Origin of the sequence: Spartinivicinus marinus (assembly GCF_026309355.1) — a bacterium.
In the GTDB taxonomy this organism is placed as follows: Bacteria; Pseudomonadota; Gammaproteobacteria; order Pseudomonadales; family Zooshikellaceae; genus Spartinivicinus; species Spartinivicinus marinus.
Map to the genome: position 1 here is coordinate 1,008,191 of NZ_JAPJZK010000001.1, position 15,504 is coordinate 1,023,694.

Below are 15,504 nucleotides of genomic sequence, written 5' to 3' on the forward strand. Positions count from 1 at the left end.
TAGCGCCATTAATCAATGAGTGGAGCAGGAATTGCAGAACAATTATTACTATGCAAACAACATAACTGGAATAGTTAGCATGAGGACGCTAATTAAGAGGGCAAAAGTGAACAGAATACATAGACTGTCGATATAATACACTATGGCACTATACCGACATGATAAAACGATAACCGACAAAATAAATTGATAATTAACATCAAATCACGAAAGTGTCGGACAACTTAGATCGCTATTTTTTAACGCCTAGCAACTTAGCTAAGTTTTCAGCAGGCTGATAGCCTGGAATCAAACGACCATCAGCCAAAACTAAAGCAGGTGTACCACTCACACCGACTTGTAAGCCCAACTTATACTGCTCCTCAACTGGGCTTGCACACTTGCTATCCGCTACCTTTTCACCTTTTTTGGCTTTGGTCATGGCATCTTTAGGATCCTTGGCACACCAAACATTCTCCATTACAGAGTAGGCTGATGATTGCTTACCACCACGAGGAAAAGCCAAATAACGGACTTCTATGCCCATTTTATTAAGCTCTGGCACTTCAGTATGCAGCTTACGACAGTAGCCACAGTCAACATCCGTAAATACCGTAATATGAGACTTGGCTTTACCCTCTGGAGAAAAAACCACCATCTTTTCTTTAGGTACGCCATCAATTAACTTAGCCAGCGCTTTACTACGAGCCTGTTCAGTTAAGTTTGTCCACTTATTACCATCAATCTTTAACATATCGCCACGAAACAGGTAACCACCATCAGCGCTTGTGTAAACTAGCTGACCACCAGAAAACTGCACCTCGTAGACCCCTTTCACTGGTGTTTCAGTAATTCGGTCTATAGTCACTTTACCGCCCAACTGACTTAACTTGGCTTTAATAGCCTCCTCAGGAGAAGCAGCGATCGCTGAGCTTGCCGCTAAAGCAATTATTGCTCCAAGGGCTAATTTACGAAAGGGAGTCATACAAATCCTCGTTGTGTTTTAAAATCCACCTGCACTTAGAGAGAGACATTTAAGCAAAAGGTTCCCTCCTACACACGGGCGATTATAACAGATTGACCACTTGATTAAATTGCACCTGCGTCAAGGCTGTTTCTGAATAAGCCGCTAGTGCTATATTCTTAAAGTAATGGCATGTAACAAACTAAGCTCTTGGATGGTGCTCTTTATAAAGCTCTTGTAATCGGTGCTGAGCCACATAGGTATAAATTTGTGTAGTAGATAAATCACTGTGTCCAAGCATCATCTGGACTACCCGCAAGTTTGCCCCATGGTTGAGTAAATGTGTAGCAAAGGCATGGCGTAGCGTATGAGGAGAAACTTCAATGCCCATTCCCGCCAATACGGCGTATTTTTTTACTCGGTGCCAAAATGTTTGTCTGGTCATCGCTGTGCCCCGTGTTGACGGAAACAACACTTCGCAGCTAACACCTCCCACTAAGTGGGACCGAGCATTTGCTAGATAACTTTCAAGCCAGTCTTGTGCTTCTTCACCGACAGGAATCAGGCGCTCTTTATTGCCCTTACCTACAACTCGCAGTGCTCCTTGGTTAAGACTGAGTTGATGTACAGTTAAACCTACCAATTCCGATACCCGTAGCCCACTACTGTATAAGAGCTCAAGCATGGCTTTATCTCGTTGCCCTACCAAGGTTGATAAATCAGGGGCTTCAAGTAATGCTTCAACTTGCTCTTCAGACAATGACCGGGGTAAATAGCGGCCCAGTTTTGGCATCGCAATATGCTGGGTAGGGTCATCCTGTCGCAATTGCTGCAATAGTAGATACCGATAAAAGCGACGCAACACAGATAAACATCGCGCTTGAGAACGCTTGTTGTATCCCGCTTGTAGCCGGTGTTGAAGGTAGGACTGGATATGGTCAGCCGTTACTAATAGCAGCGGCTTAGACTCAAGCCAGTTTGCAAACCCAGACAAGTCACTCCGATAAGCAGTTAAGGTATTTTGGCTAGTGCCTCTTTCCAACCATAAGTGATCAAGAAACTGATTAATTAACTGGTCTGCTTTTACTGTTGTCATTCCTGTCATCACATATTAACTTGATTAACTGCTGTATAAATGAGCAACTTTATTAAAGGTACCCAAAAAAGTCTAAGTTTCAGCATATTAAAGGTTATGAGCCAACAACTAATCAACAAAAGTCGTATTTTGCGGCTTCTTCTATCACCCATTACCCTTTGCTTATTAATAGTATTCATATTACCCGCTGCCATGCCTGCTAATTACTGGTTAACCCGACAGTTTTTTTATCCTGATAACCACTATCGACTTACGCCTACTCAACTAGGCATTGAGTATGAGACTATCACTCTACAACCCTCATCAAACAATACCCTCAAAAACTGGCTGCTTAAACCAAAGGATACACCCAAGGCCACTATTTTATTTTTACATGGTAATGCTCAAAACATCAGCACCCATATTCATAGCGTTGCCTGGCTAGTTGAGCACAATTACCAGGTATTTATGCTGGATTACCGTGGCTACGGTAAATCTACAGGTAGCCCGATTATGCCCGAGGTACTTGAAGATGTGGCTGCTGCCAGCCAGTGGCTCCAACAAAATACCACTCCTCCTTATATTTTAATGGGACAAAGCCTTGGTGCTGCTTTAGCTATTAATCATGCTGCTATTAGCAACACTCCGTTTAATGTAATTATTATTGACGCCCCTTTTACTGGCTTTCGTACTATTGCTCAGGACGTTTTAAATGCAAATTGGTTGACCTGGGCTTTACAATACCCTCTTTCACGTCTAATACCCGACGAGTATGAGCCTATTAATCAACTAACTAAAATTACTCGCTCTCCTATCCTGGTTTTTCACAGCAGTGAAGATGAAGTAATTCCTTATTATCATGGAAAGCTTTTAGTAGAGTCCTGTCCAGATAATTGCCGGTTAATTACAACCAAAGGCCCCCATATAGCCACTTTTAGCTACAACCAACACCGTCAAATGCTATTGGATTTTCTTAATCAAAACCTGCAAAATAAATAGCTGCGCTCTACCTATAGAAACGAAGTAAAAGCACTGCGAAGCAGTACCAAGCTTTTGCAATACAACCGAGTGGGGTGGCTCGAAGATAAACTAAAGCTCTTCATAAGAATTATGGAGCGGCTATGTGAAGTCACGGAAGAGGAGTAAACAATGACACTCTTAGCCCAGTCGTTGGCTAAACCTGTCGTATCTTATTGGCAGTTACCTGGTCGAAAAAATCCGCAATCTGTCGTACGCTTAATAAAGAAACAATTTCCAAATGTTTGTCACTCTCAAGCAACTCAGTCAATCCCTTTATATGATGCTTTTGGCTGGCCCCTTTGGTTTGACAATGTCATGCTATACCAATACGACAGCCAACTTATTCTTGCCCCAAAAGGCTGCTTTGCTTATGAAAGCTTAATTGCAAGCTGTACAGCGAACAACCTTAACAACAATGGTCAAGTATTAGAGATAAACCAGCTACCAAGCGGAATACTGAAAAATAAAGTAAAACCTCTTATTAAACTTAGAGCGTTGCAACAAATGGCTACCTTAACCTGTGATAGCCATACAATCAAAATGATTAACTCCGACCAAAAAACGGTTTGTAAAGCAATTATCTATATTTTATCCGATCAGCGTAACGGCGCTACCACTATAGAGTATTTAGAGTTACAACCTTTAAGAGGCTTTAATGAAGAGGCTGAACAATTTACTCAGTTTCTAGAACAGCATTTCACAACCATTGCAGAACCACCACTCGTTGATTATTGGGATAAGCACAGGCTAGCCCCCCAACCCTACAGTATCAAGCCTCATTTCGCTATTCAGCCTGAAACCTCTACACGCGAAGCAGTGCTTAATATGGTTAATACCATGCTGGCACTTGCCCAACAAAATGAGCAGGGTGTAATTGATGATATTGATACTGAGTATTTACATGATTACCGAGTAGCTATTCGTAAAATCCGCTCATTGCTAAGTTTAATCAAACAGGTATTTCCCAAAGCTGAAACCAAACAATTAAAACAACAGCTAAAAACACTTGCTCAAAAAACCAATTTATTAAGAGACCTGGATGTTTACTTACTTGCTAAAGACGAACTAAAAGTGCAACTGCCCACCCAACTACAACCAGGGTTAGATAAATTATTTCAAACCTTTGCTGATTTACGTAAAGCCGAATGTAAAAATATTGTTCAACATTTACAAAACAAAACCTACCAAGACACTTTTGCCACCATTAAAAACACATTAAAAACTTGCAAAAAAGCAGCAAAAACCAAGAATAGCCATAAGCCCATCATAAAAGTAGCAATACAAGAAGTTCATAATAAATATCAGCTAGTTTGTCATAATGGCAGTTTACTAACAGCCACAACAGATGATGAAGCATTCCATGACTTACGACTAGAGTGCAAAAAGCTCCGCTATTTATTAGAACTCTTCGCTGACTTAATGGACACGGCTACCAACAAACAAGCAGTTAGCAGTTTAAAAAAACTTCAAGACAAACTAGGTCACTTCAATGACCTGTCTGTTCAACAAGAAAAGCTTTTGTCTTATTTAGATGGCAATAATATCGACTCTCTCGAAGCAGCGGCAATTGGTGGGTTAGTTAGTGTTATGCATCAGCAACAAGCTTCTTTAAAAACAGAGATAATCAGTCAACTCAATGATTTCTGTTCATTTTCCACTCACAACAAGTTTAGTCAGCTCTTTCAAAAGGTTAGTCAACAATGAAGATAATAGCGGTTTACAGCATTAAAGGAGGCGTAGGTAAAACAGCTGCAGCAGTCAACTTAGCCTATGAGGCTAGTCAGGCTGGCTATCAAACATTACTATGCGATTTAGATCCACAAGGCGCCTCTTCCTTTTATTTTCGAGTAAGTGCATCTAAAAAACAAAAAAGTAAATGGTTTTTCAGTCAGTCTTATAAGCTATTTCAACATGTCAAAGCTTCAGACTACCCATTGTTGGACATCTTGCCAGCCAAACTATCCTATCGACACTTTGATATCAAACTCGGCGCATTTAAAAAATCACCACAAAAACAAATAGCAAGATTATTAAAACCACTAAAGAAGCACTATGATGTCATTTTCCTCGACTGTCCTCCCAGCATCAGTCTATTGTCTGAAAATGTATTTCATGCTGCCGACATTATTATGGTTCCTGTTATTCCCACCACTTTATCTGAACGCACTTTAAATCAGCTAGTTAATTTTTTTCAAGAAAAGTCACTAGATGAAAGCAAAATTCACCCTTTCTTTTCTATGGCTCAAGCATCCAAAAAATTGCATCAACAGTCTGAAGCCAGGATAAAAATGCACTTTAATAGTATCATTAGCCAATCTATCCCTTTTTGTGCAGAAATTGAAAATATGGGTATTCACCAGAAACCAGTAGCAACTTTTGCACCTAAAAAATCTGGAGCCATTGCCTATCAAACGCTTTGGAAAAAAATTGAGTCCTATTATTTAGCTTGAAGCCCATTTATGATGGGCTTCAACATTAATCATCTCAATATAGGGTTACTTATTGTTTTCGAATAACTCGATAATTCTGCCCTAAATTATTATCTGTATACCAATGTCCATCCACTTTATACCTTACAAAGTACGCCAGCTGATTTTCCTTGGCCACAGGTATTGAGGCTCCCCAACTTTCTACTCCGTATTTACTTGGATTTTTGACCAAGCCTCCTTTGGGTCCAATGATCTGGTAAGTTTGATACTTGGCTTCAACGGTATGACTTGTTAACCAGCTGTCAAAACTATAAACCACTTGCACCTGCTTAGCATGTGCAATATTTTTCACCAACACTTGTGGATAAAAACTCTTTTGCTCTTTATATAACGAGCCTGAAAAAGCATTGTTTACTGTCACATTGATATCTTTGGCCAATAACCAACCAGCACCTTTAGTTAACCAATGATCCTTGCTTTGGTTATTATCCCAGTATTGCCCTGTTGCAGTGTTTGCATAAACAGCAAACTTAATAAAGTTGATACTTGGCTGCTGATAATGACTACTACACAGCACTAAGCCCCTCATACAAGACTGATGACTCAACTGCCAACGTTCTATTTGCCCATCAATAACTGCTATTTTTTTCGCAGGCAAATCTTGCCACTCGCCCTCATTATTAATTAAGCGTACTCCAACTACTTCAGCTTTGAGATTACGCTCAACCAAAATTTCAAAATATTGATGTTCAGAGCGAGTACCATAAAAGCTATAACCAGAGCTCATCGCCTTAACTAGCTTAATAGGTTGTCCGGCAAAGTTTAAAGAAGAAAAAAGTAAAGTGACAAAACAGGCAATACACTTTAGTGGTAAGCGTTTCATAAGCATCCTTGTCTTCTTATACCACGTAATAACTGTAAGTGTCCCAAAGCACTAAGCAAGTGGTATAATCGGTAAAATTAACGGTAACAAGTGTCGTATTTTATCAAAGAACCCATAACAGACAAGAAAAAAGACATGCTTTACATTTAAAATATGTAAAAGCTCTTACCAGACAAAGAGTAGATACTTCAAACAAGGCAAAGTCGATTCATTTACAAAGGACATAAAAAAAGCAGCTAACGCTGCTTTTTTTATTGGAACTAGGAAAGTTTTTCTTTAATTCTTGCTGCTTTACCAGAGCGCTCACGCAAGTAGTAAAGCTTCGCTTTACGTACATCACCACGACGCTTAACAGTAATGCTATCTACCAACGGGCTGTAAGTTTGGAACGCACGCTCAACCCCTACTCCATTGGAAATTTTACGAACAGTGAAAGAAGAGTTCAGACCACGATTACGCTTACCAATCACAACCCCTTCAAAGGCCTGTAAACGCTCACGGCTACCTTCTTTTACTTTTACCTGAACAATGACTGTATCACCTGGCCCAAAGGCAGGGATCTCTTTGTTCATTTGCTCATTTTCAATTTGCTGAATAATCTTGTTTTTGCTCATCTCTTGTTTGCTCCTAGATACAAACACTTTCCGCTAGCTACAGACCTTATTGCCCTTGGTTAGCCTGATATTCCTGCTGAAATTCAGCAAGTAACGCCTGCTGCTCGCCATCAAGTTGATGCTTTGCTAATAAATCAGGACGTCTTAACCAGGTTCTTCCCAACGACTGTTTCAGTCGCCATTGCCTTATCATTTCATGGTTGCCACTCAGTAATACGGGTGGAACCTGTAACCCTGCCACCTGTTCTGGCCGAGTAAAATGAGGACAATCAAGTAAACCTTCTGCAAAAGAGTCTTCCAAAGCGGAATTCTTGTGACCTAGAGTGCCCGGGACAAAGCGTGAGACCGCATCAATTAGCGTCATGGCAGCAATTTCACCACCACTTAAGACATAGTCACCCACCGACCACTCTTCATCGATTTCGGTTTCGACTATGCGCTCATCAATACCTTCATATCGCCCTGCGACTATGATGAGTTTTTCATTTTGTGCCAACTCCACAACCCCTTGCTGGGTTAGCTGGCGCCCCTGAGGGGACATGTAAATCACCTTAGCCTCAGTTCCAGCAGCTTGCTTTGCTGCCTGGATGGCATCACGCAGAGGTTGAACTTTCATCAACATGCCGGGACCACCGCCATAAGGTCGGTCATCCACTGTTTGGTGTTTATCATGAGTAAAGCTTCTTGGATTCCAAAATGCCACCTCAAGTAAACCTTGCTTTACCGCTCTTCCTGTTACGCCATACTCAATGATGGCATTGAACATTTCAGGGAAGAGGGAAACAACCCCAAACCACACTATTTAAAACTCCGGATCCCAATCGACCCGTATTTCACCTGTTTTTAAACAGATGGACTCAATCACCTGATCTGGTAAGAAAGGAATCAATCGTTCACGCTGATCAACGCTTTGTTTATCGCCTTTCACTACTAAAACATCATTCGCACCTGTAGCCATAAGTCTAATGACTCGACCTAGGTCTGTTTGTTGATATTCACCCGTAGCGACTGCAATAACTCGCAAGCCTTCCAGTTGATGCCAGTAATACTCGCCTTCAACCAAACTAGGCAGCTGATCTTTGTGAATGAACACTTCTGCACCACAGTATTGCTGTGCAAGCTCTCTATCATTACACCCTTCTAAGTGTACAACCAGGCCTTTACCATGCTTTTTGCCTTGAACAACTGCAATCTCTCGAAGCTGTCCTTTTTGCTTGAGGAGCCAACGCGAATAACCAAAAATGTTATCCATAGGGTCAGTATAAGAGTAAACCTTAACCCAACCACGCACACCATACACTGAAGAAATACGCCCCAGTGCCAATAAGTCGTTTTGGTTTACATTACTCGTTACTGCCATAACCACCTCAAACTGCTCACACGGAAAATTAAGCCGCTTGACCAGCTTGCTTACTAGCTTCAGCTAATAATTTAGCAACACGATCAGTAGTTTGAGCACCTTTGCTTAACCAGTACTCAACACGATCATTATCAACGCGTAAGCGTTCTTCTTGACCACGAGCAACTGGGTTAAAGAAACCTACTCGCTCAATAAAGCGACCATCACGAGAGTTGCGCGCATCAGTCACCGTTAAGTGATAGAACGGGCGCTTTTTAGAGCCACCACGTGCTAAACGAATTGTTACCATTAGACTTTTCCTAGTTCTCTATTTACAACAAATGAGCTATTACTGCTCAGGTGTTTACTTTCGAGTAGCCAGCCAACTGTTCAACCACTACTCGGAAGGGCGCATATTCTACGGAATATCAACCATAATGAAAAGCCTGCTGAAGTAATCCGCAGCAGGCTTTTGCATTGAATATGCGTTATTGCTTTAAAAGAATAGCTTACATCCCAGGGAATTTACCGCCAGGGGGCATCATACCACCCATCCCTTTCATGTTCCCCATTCCCCTCATCAACTTGGTCAAACCACCTTTTTTGGTGACTTTTTTCATCATTTTTTGCATTTGTTTATGCTGTTTAAGCAAACGGTTAATGTCCTGAACCTGGGTACCAGAACCCAATGCAATCCGTTTTTTCCGTGAGCCATTAATAATGTCTGGGTTAGACCGCTCAGCAGGTGTCATGGAGCTGATAATCGCTTCCATTTGGACTAAGGGTTTATCATCAATTTTTTGTTGTGCCAGCTGAGACATCTGTCCCATGCCAGGCAGCTTATCCATCATACTGGTAATGCCACCCATCTTTTTCATCTGCTGGAGCTGGTCACGAAAATCTTCTAAGTCAAAGCCCTTACCTTTTTTCAGCTTTTTAGCCAGCTTATCCGCTTTCTGCTTATCAAGCTTTTGCTCTGCCTCTTCGATTAAGGAAAGCACATCCCCCATCCCTAGAATCCTGGAGGCAATCCGGTCTGGATGGAATGGCTCAAGGGCATCTGTTTTCTCACCAACACCCAAAAACTTAATTGGCTTACTGGTAATGTGGCGAACGGATAAAGCCGCTCCTCCACGAGCATCACCATCTGCTTTGGTTAAAATCACGCCAGTGAGTGGCAAGGCATCACTAAAAGCTTTTGCTGTGTTAGCCGCATCCTGCCCAGTCATCGCATCTACCACAAACAAGGTTTCGATTGGGTTGACTGCACTATGCAGGACCTTGATCTCCTCCATCATTTGCTCATCAATATGGAGACGACCTGCTGTATCCACAATTACCACGTCATAATGCTTGTTTTTCGCCTCACTGATCGCACCATTAGCAATATCAACAGGGTTCTGCTCTGTATGACTTGGAAAAAAGTGTACTCCAACTTCATTTGCTAGTGTTTCCAGCTGCTTGATTGCGGCAGGACGATAGACATCGGCACTTACCACTAGCACTGACTTTTTCTTTCGCTCAGTCAGAAACTTAGCCAGCTTAGCAACAGATGTAGTTTTACCCGCACCCTGGAGACCTGCCATTAAGATAACCGCTGGGGGCTGCGCAGCTAGGTTCAAGTCGTCACAGGCTTCGCCCATAATGGCAACCAGCTCAGACTGGACGATTTTCACAAACATCTGGCCTGGGCTTAGACTTTTTTGTACCTCTTGGCCAACTGCTCGCTCTTTAATCCGTGCAACAAAGTCTTTCACTACAGGTAGCGCAACATCCGCCTCCAACAAGGCCATTCGCACTTCACGCAATGTATCTCGAACATTATCTTCGGTGAGTTTTGCTTTACCTGTTACATTACGAAGGGTTTGTGAGAGTCGATCTGTTAAGTTTTCAAACATGGAACCAGCCCTATTAATAACCTTTGCTCATTCATTTGTAGCATTAGGTACCTACTACAAATGCTATAAGCTGTCTTGATATAAACTGCTAAAGGCTTGTGTAAGCTACTACCCACCCATTCAAGTTACTGCTCACAGCCAGACAGCCCATATCAAGACAGCTTGCTAACTCGCTGTGATTATAACGCAACTCAACAGCCGCTGCCTATTAAACCAAGCAATGTCAAAGGAAACTAAGCTATTTTCCAGTTATTCAATAAAATAAGCCTTTACCTGGATAAACTTTTATGCAGAATGGACGATTGCAGTACATAATGACCCAGCCTTTTATACAGTTATGAATATAATCATCATTAGCTTGTTTGCTATTATCTGTTATTGCACGACTGCTATAGGTCAGGCACTGGCCATCAAGCAAAATAAACAGTTCCGTAAATCTCTTGTTTTATTTCTGGGTTTTAGTGCATCCCTACTTCAAGCAATCAGTCTCTACCTGCTTATTCATGAGCCAAACGGTATTAACCTAGGCTTTTATAATGTCAGCTCAGTTATTTCCTGGATGATTATTAACATTGTATTACTCAGTGCTTTAAAAAAGCCTGTCGAAAGCCTGTTAATATTTCTTGCACCACTAGCAGCATTAACAATCATTTTTGCTGTGACCCAAGATGCACCAAAAACCGTCATACCTGAGCGTGATTTTGGTATGCTTGGCCACATCCTATTTTCAATTCTGGCCTACAGTATTCTTACTATTGCGGCTTTTCAGGCTGTTCTACTGGCTTACCAAAACTATAAGCTCAAACATCATCAGCTCAAGGGAATCCTTAAAGTTTTTCCACCACTACAAACAATGGAAAGTCTGTTATTTGAGTTTGTCTGGGCAGGTTTAATTTTACTTACTGCATCACTTGCCACTGGCTTTTTATTTGTTGATGACTTACTAGCACAACACTTGGCTCATAAAACACTCTTATCTATATTCGCTTGGCTGGTCTTTGCCACCCTATTATGGGGTCGCCATCAGTTAGGCTGGCGAGGCAATACCGCAATTAAATGGACGATTAGTGGCACTACACTACTTATGCTTTCTTATTTTGGCAGCAAGTTTGTGCTAGACCTGGTTTTGCAGGGAAGATAAACTGATTTAACAAACAAACTCATCCAAGTGCTTACTGGTTTTTTCGTAACCACTTATTCATGAACAATTTGGGTGAGCATATTACGCTTGGCAACATGAGGTTAATTCTTGAACGAAGTGCCCCTTGGCTTCCTATTTGGAGCCCTGTTTGTACTCATTTTACTTTCAGCATTTTTTTCCAGCTCCGAAACCGGGATGATGGCATTAAACCGCTACCGGCTTCGTCACTTAGTCAATAGCAAACATCGTGCGGCTACCCTCGCCAGCCGTTTGCTTGAGCGGCCTGATCGGCTCATCGGGGTCATTTTAATCGGCAATAACTTCGTTAATATTCTTGCTTCTTCAATAGCTACTGTAATTGCCATTAGAGTTTTGGGGGAAGCAGGCATTGTTATAGCAACAGTGCTACTTACTCTAGTTATTTTGATTTTTGCCGAAGTAACACCTAAGACACTAGCAGCATTACACCCAGAGCGTATTGCGTTTCCAGCAGCATACCTTTTACGCCCACTACTCATCTTATTATTTCCAGTGGTCTGGCTTATTAATGGCATCACCAATAACTTACTGCGTTTATTTGGTGTCAATCCTAATGAAAATCAGCAAGACCACCTTAGCACCGAGGAATTTCGCACTCTAGTTCATGAAACACCAGGTATTATTCCCCGCAAGCGCAAAGGAATGGTATTAGGCATTTTAGACCTAGAAAATGTCAGCGTTGATGACATTATGGTGCCCCGCCAAGAGATTATTGGTATTGATATTGACGATGACATAGAAACTATCATTAGCCAGCTACAAGACTGTCAGCATACTCGCTTACCTATTTATAAAGACGATATCAACAACATTATTGGCGTCCTTCATATGCGTAATGCGGCTCGCTTTTTAGCGACTGGCACACCAAGTAAAGCAGATTTATTACAGGAAATTGCAGAGCCTTACTTTATTTTAGAGAACACACCATTACACACTCAGCTATTTAACTTTCAAAAAGAAAAGTTACGTATTGCCTTTGTTGTAGATGAATATGGTGATGTTGAAGGTTTAATTACCTTAGAAGATATTCTTGAAGAAATTGTGGGTGAATTCACCACCGATATGTCTGATGATAGTGAGGGTATCAAAGTACAACCTGATGGTTCTTTTCTCATTGATGGCTCAGCTAATATTCGAGACATCAATCGACTATTGAAATGGGACCTACCCAGCAATGGTCCTAAAACACTAAATGGATTGATTACTGAGTATCTTGAAACTATTCCCGAAACCAAAGTTTGCTTAAAAGTAGGCACCTACTTAATAGAAATTCTACAAATTAAAGACAATGTTATTAAGCAAGCAAAAGTTTCACTAAAAAAGAAAAGATAGCCCCTCTCAATAAAGCAAGGCTTACAACTGAATATTTCACCTAAACATATATCGGCTGGAGAAATATTCAGATTACTTATTCTTCATGCTGACAAATTTATCAATAATTTCAGGGTCTCGTTGAGGCCAGTCACAACTGATATCTGCATCAAAGCCAATATTTAGCAAATCAACCAGCATCAGTGCAGTTAGCCCCCAGATCTTAAACTGCTCATAACAAAAATAAGGAATCTGATAAAACTCCCCAAAAAACTCAATCTGATCAAATTTCAGGTGTCTTGGCTCTAAAAAAAATGCCAAGGGTGCCCTAAAGATCAAGTCCAGTTCATCCAGGTTTGGGGTTAATGCTACCTGGGATGGAATTAACCCCACAAATGGGACCACTTTTAATCCAAATCGGGAAGCTAAAGGGTTGAGCCGGCCTAATGGCGTAACATGGTCTGCAGTAAGATTGATTTCCTCATAAGACTCCCTCAACGCAGTAAACCACAAACTCTGATCTGACTCATCCCGCTTACCACCAGGAAAAGCCACTTCACCACTGTGAGTAGATAAGTGAGCAGCACGTAAGGTAAAAATAATTTCTGGATTTCTAGGGTGATCCGTTATAGGTAGCAATACAGCCGCTTCAGGCAAATCTACAGCCAGCTCACTTTCAGGGTTGTTCGTTAGGGCTTTATACAGTTTATTTATCATTAATTATAGAAAACATAATGTTTAACAGAGACTCAGTCCTTGGATTATGACACCAGCTCCTGGCAAATTAGCAGTGGCTTCTGCCATTAAAGTTAATGTAATGCTGCTATTGTGAAAGAAATAATAAGCTTCAGCAACACGCAGTGATGTCAGTGTACTTCACAGGCACATATAGCAAATTCATCTAATAAAACCTCTACAAAACTAAAATAGCACTTAGTCTAAACTTGACAGCCTAACATTCTGTTTTGGTTACCTTTTTTATTTCAGAGTTCCTTATTTTTCTGCTTATTCTAGCTGGCCTCTAAATTGCGTGTGAATCAGTCAACATACAAGTGTTCTAATAGTCAGGTAGGATAAAGTTTCATCAGTTAGCTCTGTCAAACGGAAACAGGCGCAGGTTAAAGGATGAAGCTGTAATTCATGAAGAAGTAATGGGTGATTATATGAAGTCAAACCTTCCAGATTTTGATGAGTTGTTGTTTCTCGCCAATAACAAGCCAGATGATCTGGAAAGGCTCAGGAAACAGTTAATTGAAGAAGCAATCCAAGACGCCCCCCCTGAATACCAAAGAAGATTACGCGGCATTCAATTTCAGGTTGATATGAAAATCCGCCAATCATCAAACCCTATGAGTGCTTGTGTTGCTATATCAAAACTAATGTATGAGTCTTTACATCAACTGCAACTATCTCTTACCGACCCTGAGCATGCACAACTTACTCGCAAACGACTCAATGGCGAACTGCCTGCTGAAGATGGAACGGCTCCTGCTGATGTAATTTGCTTAACCAGCCGCCGCACAGCTGCACCCTCTATTTAACTTCACATCACTATCCAGTATATACTCATAGCCTCAAATGGAAAAAGGCGAGGCTATGAAATACTGCTCTCAATGTGGAAAGCTGGTTGCACTCTTCATTCCGACAGGTGACAACCGCCCTCGCTATGTGTGCAGTCACTGTCAGACCATCCACTACCAAAACCCTAAAATAGTTGCAGGTTGCCTGCCCGTTTATAAAGAATTAATACTGCTTTGCAAAAGAGCTATTGAGCCAAGAAAGAGTTTTTGGACACTTCCTGCAGGTTTTATGGAGCTAGGCGAAACGACTCTTCAGGCCGCTCAACGAGAAACTTGGGAAGAAGCCCTGGCGACCGTAGAACAACTAGAGTTATACACTGTTTTTAATCTACCCCATATCAGCCAGGTTTATATGATTTTCCGCGCCCAACTTAAAGAACCAAAGTTTGGGTCTGGAGAAGAATCTTATGACGTTCAATTATTCAATGAAACTGATATACCCTGGCAGCAACTGGCGTTCCCTACCATCGAAAAAACCCTTCAGCATTACTTTGTCGATCGTCAATCAGGTAGTTTTCCGGTCAGGGTTGAAGATATTACTCAATCGATCAAAAAGCGATAAAGCTAGCTTTAACTCATCCAACTAATTATAGCCAAAGCGAATGGCTTTTAGGGGCGGCCGTCGAGCGATGAAGCCCCATGAGTTTATGTTTTTATCAATGATTGGGGTGAAGAACGATGACAACAAACCCTAAAAGTCATTCGCGAAGGGTATACAAGTCAGCTAACTGCCATACATCATATGCAGGCTCTTCATAAGGGTGAGCCTGCTTCATAGCTTGAATTACATTAGACACATACTGATCAGCACAAACCATTTCCACCCGATATTCTTCAACTGTTTCTACCTGATCCGTTTGTCCTAAATAAGGGTTACTACCAGCCAGTGGTCGAAATTGCCCCTGCCCCTTTACTTGCCAAGAGCAACAATCATAATCCCCAATTTTTCCTGCACCAGCTTGAAACATGGCACTTTTTACTAATTCTAATGCTTCTTCTGGAATAAAAACCGCTATCTTATACATTTGATAATTCGCCTCCCTGATATAAAGTGGGTATTGTAATATGTTATGAGTACAGCAAAGACAAGGCAAAAATCAGCAAAAAGGCGGAGTTTATACTTAATAAATGAGCATTTTGAGCTAATTTTTAACACAGCACTTTCAAGCACATTAGTTTTTCAACCCCCTCCAAAATCAAAAAGCCTGGAAAATAGCCAGGCTTTTTGATTT

Annotated in this window: 17 protein-coding genes; 7 read left to right on the forward strand and 10 right to left on the reverse strand. The window is 41.3% G+C overall.

The window, feature by feature from the left end; genetic code table 11:
• Positions 1–232: 232 nt before the first annotated feature.
• Both OQE68_RS04775 and xerD read right to left on the reverse strand, forming a co-directional pair.
• Entirely contained in the window at positions 233–964 is a 732-nt protein-coding gene (locus OQE68_RS04775; protein ID WP_180567280.1) for a DsbC family protein, read from the reverse strand.
• A 181-nt stretch (positions 965–1,145) separates the two neighbouring features.
• Positions 1,146–2,039, reverse strand: a complete 894-nt coding sequence (gene xerD / locus OQE68_RS04780; protein ID WP_180567409.1) for a site-specific tyrosine recombinase XerD — start codon at positions 2,037–2,039, stop codon at positions 1,146–1,148.
• Positions 2,040–2,135: 96 nt separating this feature from the next.
• On the opposite strand from xerD, the gene OQE68_RS04785 reads away from it, so the two are divergent.
• The 3 genes from OQE68_RS04785 to OQE68_RS04795 all read left to right on the forward strand — a co-directional run bounded on the left by OQE68_RS04785 (position 2,136) and on the right by OQE68_RS04795 (position 5,488).
• Positions 2,136–3,017, forward strand: coding sequence for an alpha/beta hydrolase (locus tag OQE68_RS04785; RefSeq protein ID WP_180567279.1), 882 nt, complete (start codon positions 2,136–2,138; stop codon positions 3,015–3,017).
• Between the two features lie 150 nt (positions 3,018–3,167).
• Positions 3,168–4,742: a CHAD domain-containing protein gene (locus tag OQE68_RS04790; protein WP_180567278.1), complete on the forward strand. Its 1,575-nt coding sequence runs from the start codon at positions 3,168–3,170 to the stop codon at positions 4,740–4,742.
• The gene (locus OQE68_RS04795; RefSeq protein WP_180567277.1) at positions 4,739–5,488 is read left to right on the forward strand and encodes a ParA family protein; all 750 of its coding nucleotides are present in this window, start codon (positions 4,739–4,741) and stop codon (positions 5,486–5,488) included. Before OQE68_RS04790 ends, OQE68_RS04795 begins: the two co-directional genes overlap by 4 nt.
• Positions 5,489–5,537: 49 nt before the next feature.
• Here the strand turns inward: OQE68_RS04795 and OQE68_RS04800 are convergent, their stop codons facing one another.
• The 6 genes from OQE68_RS04800 to ffh form a co-directional block, all read right to left on the reverse strand.
• Positions 5,538–6,350: a carbohydrate-binding protein gene (locus OQE68_RS04800; protein ID WP_180567276.1), complete on the reverse strand. Its 813-nt coding sequence runs from the start codon at positions 6,348–6,350 to the stop codon at positions 5,538–5,540.
• A gap of 260 nt (positions 6,351–6,610) precedes the next feature.
• Positions 6,611–6,964 (reverse strand): 50S ribosomal protein L19, encoded by a 354-nt coding sequence (gene rplS / locus OQE68_RS04805; RefSeq protein ID WP_163835080.1) that lies wholly within the window; start codon positions 6,962–6,964, stop codon positions 6,611–6,613.
• Between the two features lie 46 nt (positions 6,965–7,010).
• The gene (trmD, locus tag OQE68_RS04810) at positions 7,011–7,763 is read right to left on the reverse strand and encodes a tRNA (guanosine(37)-N1)-methyltransferase TrmD (RefSeq protein ID WP_180567275.1); all 753 of its coding nucleotides are present in this window, start codon (positions 7,761–7,763) and stop codon (positions 7,011–7,013) included.
• 3 nt (positions 7,764–7,766) lie between these two features.
• On the reverse strand, positions 7,767–8,324 hold the full coding sequence (rimM, locus tag OQE68_RS04815) for a ribosome maturation factor RimM (RefSeq protein ID WP_180567274.1): 558 nt from the start codon (positions 8,322–8,324) through the stop codon (positions 7,767–7,769).
• 28 nt (positions 8,325–8,352) lie between these two features.
• Complete coding sequence (gene rpsP / locus OQE68_RS04820; protein ID WP_180567273.1) at positions 8,353–8,613, reverse strand: 30S ribosomal protein S16; 261 nt, start codon at positions 8,611–8,613, stop codon at positions 8,353–8,355.
• Positions 8,614–8,812: 199 nt separating this feature from the next.
• Positions 8,813–10,201, reverse strand: a complete 1,389-nt coding sequence (ffh, locus tag OQE68_RS04825; RefSeq protein WP_180567272.1) for a signal recognition particle protein — start codon at positions 10,199–10,201, stop codon at positions 8,813–8,815.
• A 337-nt stretch (positions 10,202–10,538) separates the two neighbouring features.
• On the opposite strand from ffh, the gene OQE68_RS04830 reads away from it, so the two are divergent.
• Both OQE68_RS04830 and OQE68_RS04835 read left to right on the forward strand, forming a co-directional pair.
• Entirely contained in the window at positions 10,539–11,342 is an 804-nt protein-coding gene (locus OQE68_RS04830) for a cytochrome C assembly family protein (RefSeq protein ID WP_180567271.1), read from the forward strand.
• Between the two features lie 108 nt (positions 11,343–11,450).
• Positions 11,451–12,713: an HlyC/CorC family transporter gene (locus OQE68_RS04835; RefSeq protein ID WP_180567270.1), complete on the forward strand. Its 1,263-nt coding sequence runs from the start codon at positions 11,451–11,453 to the stop codon at positions 12,711–12,713.
• Positions 12,714–12,785: 72 nt separating this feature from the next.
• On the opposite strand, the gene OQE68_RS04840 is transcribed toward OQE68_RS04835, so the two are convergent.
• The gene (locus OQE68_RS04840) at positions 12,786–13,409 is read right to left on the reverse strand and encodes an NUDIX hydrolase (RefSeq protein WP_180567269.1); all 624 of its coding nucleotides are present in this window, start codon (positions 13,407–13,409) and stop codon (positions 12,786–12,788) included.
• Between the two features lie 446 nt (positions 13,410–13,855).
• Here OQE68_RS04840 and OQE68_RS04845 point away from each other — a divergent pair, with 446 nt between their 5' ends.
• Both OQE68_RS04845 and OQE68_RS04850 read left to right on the forward strand, forming a co-directional pair.
• On the forward strand, positions 13,856–14,233 hold the full coding sequence (locus OQE68_RS04845) for a DUF3135 domain-containing protein (protein ID WP_180567268.1): 378 nt from the start codon (positions 13,856–13,858) through the stop codon (positions 14,231–14,233).
• Between the two features lie 55 nt (positions 14,234–14,288).
• Positions 14,289–14,834: an NUDIX hydrolase gene (locus tag OQE68_RS04850; RefSeq protein ID WP_180567267.1), complete on the forward strand. Its 546-nt coding sequence runs from the start codon at positions 14,289–14,291 to the stop codon at positions 14,832–14,834.
• Positions 14,835–14,970: 136 nt separating this feature from the next.
• Here the strand turns inward: OQE68_RS04850 and OQE68_RS04855 are convergent, their stop codons facing one another.
• On the reverse strand, positions 14,971–15,297 hold the full coding sequence (locus tag OQE68_RS04855) for a YqfO family protein (protein WP_180567266.1): 327 nt from the start codon (positions 15,295–15,297) through the stop codon (positions 14,971–14,973).
• Between the last annotated feature and the right edge of the window lie 207 nt (positions 15,298–15,504).

Excerpts from the sequence above, each read along its gene's own strand:
- rpsP (WP_180567273.1), bottom strand. The coding sequence starts at position 8,613 with ATGGTAACAATTCGTTTAGCACGTGGTGGCTCTAAAAAGCGCCCGTTC.
- OQE68_RS04795 (WP_180567277.1), top strand. The coding sequence starts at position 4,739 with ATGAAGATAATAGCGGTTTACAGCATTAAAGGAGGCGTAGGTAAAACA.
- xerD (WP_180567409.1), bottom strand. The coding sequence starts at position 2,039 with ATGACAACAGTAAAAGCAGACCAGTTAATTAATCAGTTTCTTGATCAC.
- OQE68_RS04840 (WP_180567269.1), bottom strand. The coding sequence starts at position 13,409 with ATGATAAATAAACTGTATAAAGCCCTAACGAACAACCCTGAAAGTGAG.
- OQE68_RS04785 (WP_180567279.1), top strand. The coding sequence starts at position 2,136 with ATGAGCCAACAACTAATCAACAAAAGTCGTATTTTGCGGCTTCTTCTA.
- OQE68_RS04850 (WP_180567267.1), top strand. The coding sequence starts at position 14,289 with ATGAAATACTGCTCTCAATGTGGAAAGCTGGTTGCACTCTTCATTCCG.
- OQE68_RS04830 (WP_180567271.1), top strand. The coding sequence starts at position 10,539 with ATGAATATAATCATCATTAGCTTGTTTGCTATTATCTGTTATTGCACG.
- OQE68_RS04855 (WP_180567266.1), bottom strand. The coding sequence starts at position 15,297 with ATGTATAAGATAGCGGTTTTTATTCCAGAAGAAGCATTAGAATTAGTA.
- ffh (WP_180567272.1), bottom strand. The coding sequence starts at position 10,201 with ATGTTTGAAAACTTAACAGATCGACTCTCACAAACCCTTCGTAATGTA.
- OQE68_RS04790 (WP_180567278.1), top strand. The coding sequence starts at position 3,168 with ATGACACTCTTAGCCCAGTCGTTGGCTAAACCTGTCGTATCTTATTGG.
- OQE68_RS04845 (WP_180567268.1), top strand. The coding sequence starts at position 13,856 with ATGAAGTCAAACCTTCCAGATTTTGATGAGTTGTTGTTTCTCGCCAAT.
- rimM (WP_180567274.1), bottom strand. The coding sequence starts at position 8,324 with ATGGCAGTAACGAGTAATGTAAACCAAAACGACTTATTGGCACTGGGG.
- OQE68_RS04800 (WP_180567276.1), bottom strand. The coding sequence starts at position 6,350 with ATGAAACGCTTACCACTAAAGTGTATTGCCTGTTTTGTCACTTTACTT.
- rplS (WP_163835080.1), bottom strand. The coding sequence starts at position 6,964 with ATGAGCAAAAACAAGATTATTCAGCAAATTGAAAATGAGCAAATGAAC.
- OQE68_RS04775 (WP_180567280.1), bottom strand. The coding sequence starts at position 964 with ATGACTCCCTTTCGTAAATTAGCCCTTGGAGCAATAATTGCTTTAGCG.